This is a genomic window from Kitasatospora sp. NPDC088861 (assembly GCF_044750105.1).
In the GTDB taxonomy this organism is placed as follows: domain Bacteria; phylum Actinomycetota; class Actinomycetes; order Streptomycetales; family Streptomycetaceae; genus Kitasatospora.
In genome coordinates this window covers 1-7,056 of the sequence record NZ_JBIVJF010000027.1, presented here as the reverse complement: position 1 = coordinate 7,056, position 7,056 = coordinate 1, and the positions used below count along the sequence as shown (strand labels likewise).

Below are 7,056 nucleotides of genomic sequence, written 5' to 3'. Positions count from 1 at the left end.
ACGGATGCGCTGCAGGCGCTGGACGGGGAGGAGGAGGCCGCTGGTCTGCGGCCCTGCCAGAACACCTGTAGCTGGACCTGCACCTACACCGGCCAGTGACCAATGTGTGGCCGGGGCCCTGATCGGCCCCGGCCACCGGTCCCGATTGCCCTCCTGGAGGAGAGGATGACGACGTCGACAAGATCGGTCCCCCGCCTGCTGGCGGCGGCAGCCCTGGAGGCCCGGGGCTGGTTCGCCCTCGCCGTACTGGCGTCGATCACGGATGCGGCGGTGACGCTGGCGACCCCCGCCCTGCTGGCCCGGGCACTCGACGACGCCCTGGCCCACCGTCCGCTGACCGGGCCGGTATCGGCCCTGGCGGCGGCGTTCGCGGTGGCGACGGGCGTCGCGGTGGTGCACGTGGTGGCCGCGGGAACGAGTGGGGCGGCGGCCACCGGCTGGTTGCGCCGCGGCCTCGTCCACCGGGTGCTGGGCGCGGGACTCGCCGGGCAGCGCCGGCACGCTGCGGGGGATGTCACCGGCCGGCTGGTCGGGAGCTGCGCCGAGTCCGGGCACGCCGGTCTCACCGTGCTCGACACGGTCATGTCGGTGGCCACCTCGATCGTGGGCGTGGTGTCCCTGTGGCTGATCGACTGGCGACCCGCGGTGACCTTCCTGCTCGGCCTGCCGCCGGTGTACGTCGTCCTGCGGTTGTTCTTCCGCCGGAGTTCGTCGGCGCTCACGCGCTATCAGGAGTTGCAGGGACAGATCGCGGACCGGTTGATCGAGGCCTTGGGCGGCGTCCGGACGATCCGGGCGAGCGGCACCGTGGCAGCGGAGACGACCCGCGTGCTGGAGCCGCTGCCCGAGCTGTCGAAGACCGGCCTGCTGACGTGGCATCTGCAACGCGCCACCGCCTGGCAGATGGGCCTGCTGCTGCCGGCGATCGAGATCCTCGTCCTCGCCGTGAGCGGATACGGGGTGGTCGCCGGGCGGATCTCCTCGGGGGAGCTCGTCGCCGTCACGGGGTACGTCGCGATCGCCCTCGGACTTCTCCAACAGGTCGACGCGGTGGGTGAGTTGGCCCACTCGGTCGCGGCGGGACGCCGGGTCGCCGAGGCCGTGGGCCAGCCCGTGACCCTGGCGGGGGAGCGGGGATCGGACGGATCCACCGCCGGATGTGCGGTCTCCTTCCGCGGGGTCCGCGTGCTCGCCGGGGACCGGGTGGTGCTCGACGGAATCGACCTGGAGATCCCGGCCGGAACGGCGCTGGCCGTGGTCGGGGCGTCGGGCGGGGGAAAGAGCAGCCTCGCCGCGCTGGTCGGGCGGCTCCACGACCCGGACCAGGGCGCGGTGCTGCTCGATGGCGTACCCGTGACGGAGTTCACGGCGGATGAACTCTCCCGCCGCGTGGCGTACGCCTTCGAACGGCCCGCGCTGTTCGACGACACCATCCGCGCCACGATCGCGCTCGCTCGTCCGGAGGCGACGCAGTCCGTGATCGAGGCCGCCGCGAGGGCCGCCGGCGCCGATGACTTCATCCGACGGCTTCCCGACGGATATGACACCCGCCTGGCGGTTGCTCCGCTGTCCGGCGGTGAGGCACAACGGCTCGGACTGGCGAGGGCGTTCGCCCAGGACAGCCGGGTGGTCGTGCTCGACGACGCGACGTCCAGCCTGGACACGGTGACCGAGGCGAGGGTGACGCAGGCGTTGCACAGCGCCTTCACCGGGCGGACCAGGATCATGGTCGCGCACCGCGCTTCCACGGCGGCCCGCGCGGATCTGGTGGCCTGGCTGGCGGACGGCCGGATCAGAGCCGTGGCGACGCATGCGGAGCTGTGGAGCGACCAGGAGTACCGGGCGCAGTTCGCCGCGGCTTCGGAGAGTGTGGAGGAGGAGACGTGTCCGATCCCGTGACCACGTGCCCCGGCTGGCGGATGCTGGGGCGCCATCTGCGCGGCCGCGGCGGCGTCGTCGCCGCGGTGCTGGCGCTGTCCGTGCTGGAGGCGTTGCCGGTTCTGCTGTCCGGGCTCCTGATAGCGCGGGCCCTGGACCGGGGATTCCTGGCCGGGCGCCCGCTGGTGGGCCTGGCCTGGCTGGCAGTGCTGGGCGTCGCCATGGTGCTCCGGGCTGCTGTGACCCGCCAACTCCTGCCCAGGCTGGGCGTGCTGGTCGAGCCGTTGCGGGACGCACTGGTGAGCTCGGTGGTCTCCGCCACGCTCCGGCGCGGGGTCGCCGGCACGGCCCGCTCCGACGGGGCGAGCGTGGCCCGGCTCACCGGACAGGTGGAGACCGTACGGGCACTGGTCTCCGCGCTGCTGCGCTCGGTCCGGCAGGTCGGCGTGTCACTGGTGATGGCCCTGGTGGGGTTGGCGGCCCTCGCTCTGCCGGTGGCGGCCATCGCCGGGGTGTCGGTGGTCCTCACGCTGGCGGCGTACATGCCGCTGCTGCGCGTCCTGAGCCGGCGTCGACGGGCCTTGCTGATCGCGGACGAGCGACTGGCCGCCGAGGCCGGTCAGACCCTGGCGGGCCTGCGTGATCTGGTGGCCGCCGGCGCGCGCGGTCGGGCTCGGGAGCGGCTGGACGTCCTGATCGGCGAGTGGGAAGCGGCGTCGCGGGCCGTCGCGCGGACCGGCGCGGTCAGTGCGCTGCTCGTCTCGGCGGGCGGAAAACTGCCGGTGCTGGCCGTGTTCGTGATGAGCCCGTGGCTGCTGGCCGGACACGGACTGACGGTCGGCGCGCTGGTCGGCGCAATCGGCTACCTGCTGACCACCATCGAGCCCACGCTGCGCTCGATGGTCGATGTCATCGGCTCCTGGGGAATCCAACTCCACACGGTGCTACAGCGGTTGGGCGAGGCCGATGTCCCGTCCGAACCGGCCCCGCGCCACCCTGCCCACCCGCCCGCCGAAGCCGGCCCGGCCGAGGCCGCCTCGGCCGGCGCCGACCTGGTCATCGACCGCCTGACCTTCGGTTACGGCCCGCACGCCGAGCCGGTCATCCGCGACCTCACGCTCGCCGTGCCCGCCGGCGCCGTGCTGGTCGTGGTGGGCCCCAGCGGCATCGGCAAGTCGACCCTGGCCGACCTGCTCGCCGGGTTGGCGACGCCCGGCGCCGGGCAGGTCCGGATCGGCGGCTTCCCCGTGGACCGGCTCGGCGAGGACTGGCTGCGCCGCCACGTCGTACTGATCCCCCAGGAGGCGTACATCTTCACCGGGACGCTCCGGGAGAACCTCTGCTACCTGCGCCCCGAGGCCGCGGACACCGAGCTCGCCCGGGCCGCGACCGCCGTCGGTGCCGACCGCCTGATCGGCCGGCTCGGCGGCCTGGACACCCGGCTCGGTGTGGGCGGGGCCGTTCTGTCGGCCGGCGAGCGGCAACTGCTGGCGCTGGTCCGGGCCTACGTCTCGGACGCTCGCGTGGTGCTGCTCGACGAGGCGACCTGCCACCTCGACCCGGGTGCGGAGGCGCGGGCGGAGCTGGCCTTCGCGCGGCGCGGCGGCACCGTGGTCGTCATCGCGCACCGGATGAGCTCGGCCCTGCGCGCCGACCGCATCCTGCTGATGGACGGCGACCGGACGCTGAGCGGCACCCATTCGCAACTGCTCGCCGCCTCACCGCGCTACGCGGACCTCGTCGGCTACTGGACCGGCTCGCACGCGGACACGAGGGACCAGCACACCACGGCCTCGCCGGCGTGAGCGCTCGCCTCGCGCGCATCCGTGCGTCCGTGCATCCGTGCATCCGTGCGTCCGGGCGTCCGAACCACGGACCGGCAAGCGTTCTTGGCCGGCCCGCACCCGCTCTGAACTGCGCGTTCACCCCCACCCGTAGGCACGGGTGAGGGGGCGCCGAGGCGCCCCGCAGTTTCGAGCCCCGGGGAGTTCCCGTTGGTCCACCACATCGAAGATCCGGCCCGCCGCAGGGGCAGGTGGCGAAGGCCGCTCGTGGCCTTCGCCACCGCGACCGCCGTCGTGGGAGTGCTCGCGGCTCCCGGCATCGCGCCCGTGGCGAACTCCTTCGGGAGCCCTTCACCCTTCTTGTCCTGGCATCAACTGATGGCCATCCAGGGCCAGATGAACGAGACGGCTTCGGCCGTGGAGCAGGTGTCGGGTCGGATCGGCAGCCAGGCCCTCGCCGGCGTGGTCGCCGCCCCCGAGACGAAGCACCTCACGGTCTACTGGCACGGCGAGCTGACGCCCGAGGTCCGGGCGGTCGTCGCGCACAGCCCGGTGCGTGTCGACGTGAAGTCGGCGCCGCACAGTGCGCAGGACCTGAAGGACGCCTCGCGCGAGGTGACGCGCATCGCCGATTCCGCCGGAGTGCGGATCACCGACGTGGCGATGCCGCAGGACGGGAGCGGCCTCACCGCGACCGTGGTGGGCGGTGAGGCCGACGCACAGCGGCTGCGGCGGGCGGTGGCGTCCGTGAGCGTTCCGGTGACGGTCGAATCGAACGGCACGGAGTCGATCAGCCTCGGCGAACCCTCGCGCCGGAGCGATCCGGGTGCCGGCGGCGCGCAGATCATCTCACCGTTCTGCAGCACGGCGTTCGCGATCAACTACCGCGGCGAGGACGCCATGCTCACCGCGGACCACTGCTTCATGCCGAACAACGAGACCAACGTCCGGTACGGCGTGGACGACACGGGCGGACAGGGGCCGGCGATCGGCACCCGGATCTCGCCCCACATCGTCCGCCAGGACGAGAGGGGGCCCGTCTACCTCGACGCGGCCGTCATCAAGCCGTCCTCGGGCATCACGATGGACCAGCAGATCTGGACGGGCGGCGCGGCCGACCAGTCCAGCATCTCGCAGACCAAGAAGTGGGTGAGCGCCGCGCAGGTGGCGCACGAGGGGAACTGGATCTGCAACGAGGGCGCCCGATCGGGCGAGATCTGCAACATCCAGGTCACCACCAAGGTGACGGACTACTACGCCAAGGGCCCCGACAACCTGGGCGGCGACATCGAGCACCACTACATGTACGGGTGGAAGGCCCTCAAGCAGTTCACCGCCGCCGACAACTCGTCCATCGCGGCCCGCAGGGGTGACAGCGGCGGCCCCGTCGTGCTGGGCGGCGGCCCGGACCTGCCGGGGGCGCCGCCCAACATCACGGCCCTGGGCATCGTCTCGGCCACCACGGGTGGAACCTGGAGCTGCAAGACGCCGGGGAAGACGATGGCGACCACCTGCGCGGGCGGCATCATGTTCGTCGGCCTGGAGGACGCCCTCCCCATGCTGGGCGCCAAGATCGGCGTTCGCGACTGGAGCACCGGGCACCTGAGCTGGGAGGACTTCGGCGGGGGCGGCGGGGGCGTGGCGATGGGCTCCGACCCCAAGCCGCACGACCACACCGAACTGGTCGACGGCAACGGCGCGGCGATGGCCTACGACCTGCCGAGCGGCCGGCTCGTCGGCACCCAGCCCGGTGACCCGCGGGCCGACTGGGAACTCCTCCAGACGACGGACGGCGGCTGGATGTTCCGGAACCTCGCCGCACCGAACGAGTACCTCGGTCAGTCCGCCGACGTCGGACTCCAGATGTCGGACTGGGAGGGCGGCCACTGGTACTTCCACCTCCAGATCAAGGGCGGGAACTGTCTCGCGCTGTGGCCCGGTACGAGCGTGCCGAACAGCATCGCGACACCCGGCAACGCCCCGTGCGACCACAACGACGAGAACCAGCTCTTCAAACTGGTGCCGGTCGGCGACGAGGACGCCGACCTGCCGAGCACGCCCGGCCCCCCGCCCGCGGACAGTCTGCACCTGCCGTCCCAGCAGCCGCCGGTGAAGCCCTCCGGGCCTTCCGTGGACGCGGCCTACTCCTTCCTCGCCCAGCGCCTCGACGCCCACGGCACCGGCAGCACGCTGCGCGTGCCCCGCAGCTACCAGGGCGGGCACTTCGAGGACCCGAAGCTGTTCGGCCCGGACGGCTTCCAGGCCTCCTTCACGTACGACAACGCGCTCGTCATCACCGCGTTCCTGCAACGCGGCGGAACCGACGACGTCGCCCACGCCACGGCGCTCGGCGACAGCCTGCTGTACGCGCAGGCCCACGACATCACCCCGGACGGCCGCATCCGCGCCTCCTACGAGCCGGACCCCTTCGTCAAGACCCCCTCCGGCGAGCCGTACGTCGGCGGGTTCTCCGTCTACACCGGGAACATGGCCTGGGCCGGCATGGCGCTTACCCGGCTCTACCGGGTGACCGGCCAACAGCGCTTCCTGGACGGGGCGTTGAAGGCCGCCAACTGGATCCAGAACAACACCGCGGACACCCGCGGCGCCGGCGGCTACACCGGCGGCCTGCGCAACGACGACGGCACCGGCCAGACGATGGTCCCGCTCACCTGGAAGGCCACGGAGCACAACATCGACACCGGCGCCTTCTTCGCCATGCTCGCCGGCGTCACCGGCGACGCGGGCTGGGCGCAGCGCTCCACCAACGCCTTCCGGTTCGTGAAGTCCGTGCAGGCCGCCAACGGCCACCTGTGGACGGGCACCGGCCTGGACGGGGTGACCACCAACGACGACGTCGAGCCGGAGGACGTGCAGACCTGGAGCTACCTGGCCACCCTCGACCCGTCCTACGCGCCCGCCGTCGACTGGGCGGCCGGGCGGATGGCGGCCACCGACGGCCCGTACAGCGGGGTGGGCTTCAGCGGTAAGGACACCAGCGGCGTCTGGTTCGAGGGCACCGCCCACCTGCTGGCCGCCTACCAGGTCCGCCGCGCGGACGGCGACGCCGCGAAGGCGGCGGTCCTGATGGCGACCTTGCAGAAGGCCCAGAGCGGCGCGGCCAACACGGACGGCAAGGGCATCGTCGCCGCCTCGCACGACGGCCTGGACACCGGGGAGGGCGACTTCTACTACTCCTCCCTCCACACCGGGGCGACCGCCTGGTACGTGATCGCCGCGCAGGGCGGGAACCCCTTCCGCCTGTGACCGGGAGTCGGGGGGGGGCCGCCCGCCCCCCCCCCCGCCCGCCCGGCCCCGGCCCCCCCCCCCCCCCCCCGCGGGCCCCCGGGGGGGGGGGGGGGGGGGGGGTGAGGGGCCGGGCGGGGCCCGGCGG

General features: G+C 73.1%; 3 protein-coding genes. All 3 read left to right on the top strand.

The window, feature by feature from the left end; translation table 11 throughout:
• Nucleotides 1–165 precede the first annotated feature (165 nt).
• The 3 genes from ACIP37_RS30800 to ACIP37_RS30790 all read left to right on the top strand — a co-directional run bounded on the left by ACIP37_RS30800 (nt 166) and on the right by ACIP37_RS30790 (nt 6,929).
• Nucleotides 166–1,899 (top strand): ABC transporter ATP-binding protein, encoded by a 1,734-nt coding sequence (locus ACIP37_RS30800; protein WP_363632212.1) that lies wholly within the window; start codon nt 166–168, stop codon nt 1,897–1,899.
• The gene (locus ACIP37_RS30795) at nt 1,884–3,683 is read left to right on the top strand and encodes an ABC transporter ATP-binding protein (RefSeq protein WP_400810710.1); all 1,800 of its coding nucleotides are present in this window, start codon (nt 1,884–1,886) and stop codon (nt 3,681–3,683) included. Before ACIP37_RS30800 ends, ACIP37_RS30795 begins: the two co-directional genes overlap by 16 nt.
• Nucleotides 3,684–4,040: 357 nt before the next feature.
• Nucleotides 4,041–6,929: a trypsin-like serine protease gene (locus tag ACIP37_RS30790; protein ID WP_400810712.1), complete on the top strand. Its 2,889-nt coding sequence runs from the start codon at nt 4,041–4,043 to the stop codon at nt 6,927–6,929.
• The last annotated feature ends 127 nt before the right edge of the window (nt 6,930–7,056 follow it).

What these genes read in the sequence shown, in the direction of transcription:
- ACIP37_RS30800 (WP_363632212.1), top strand. Translation starts at nt 166, where the DNA reads ATGACGACGTCGACAAGATCGGTCCCCCGCCTGCTGGCGGCGGCAGCC.
- ACIP37_RS30790 (WP_400810712.1), top strand. Translation starts at nt 4,041, where the DNA reads ATGGCCATCCAGGGCCAGATGAACGAGACGGCTTCGGCCGTGGAGCAG.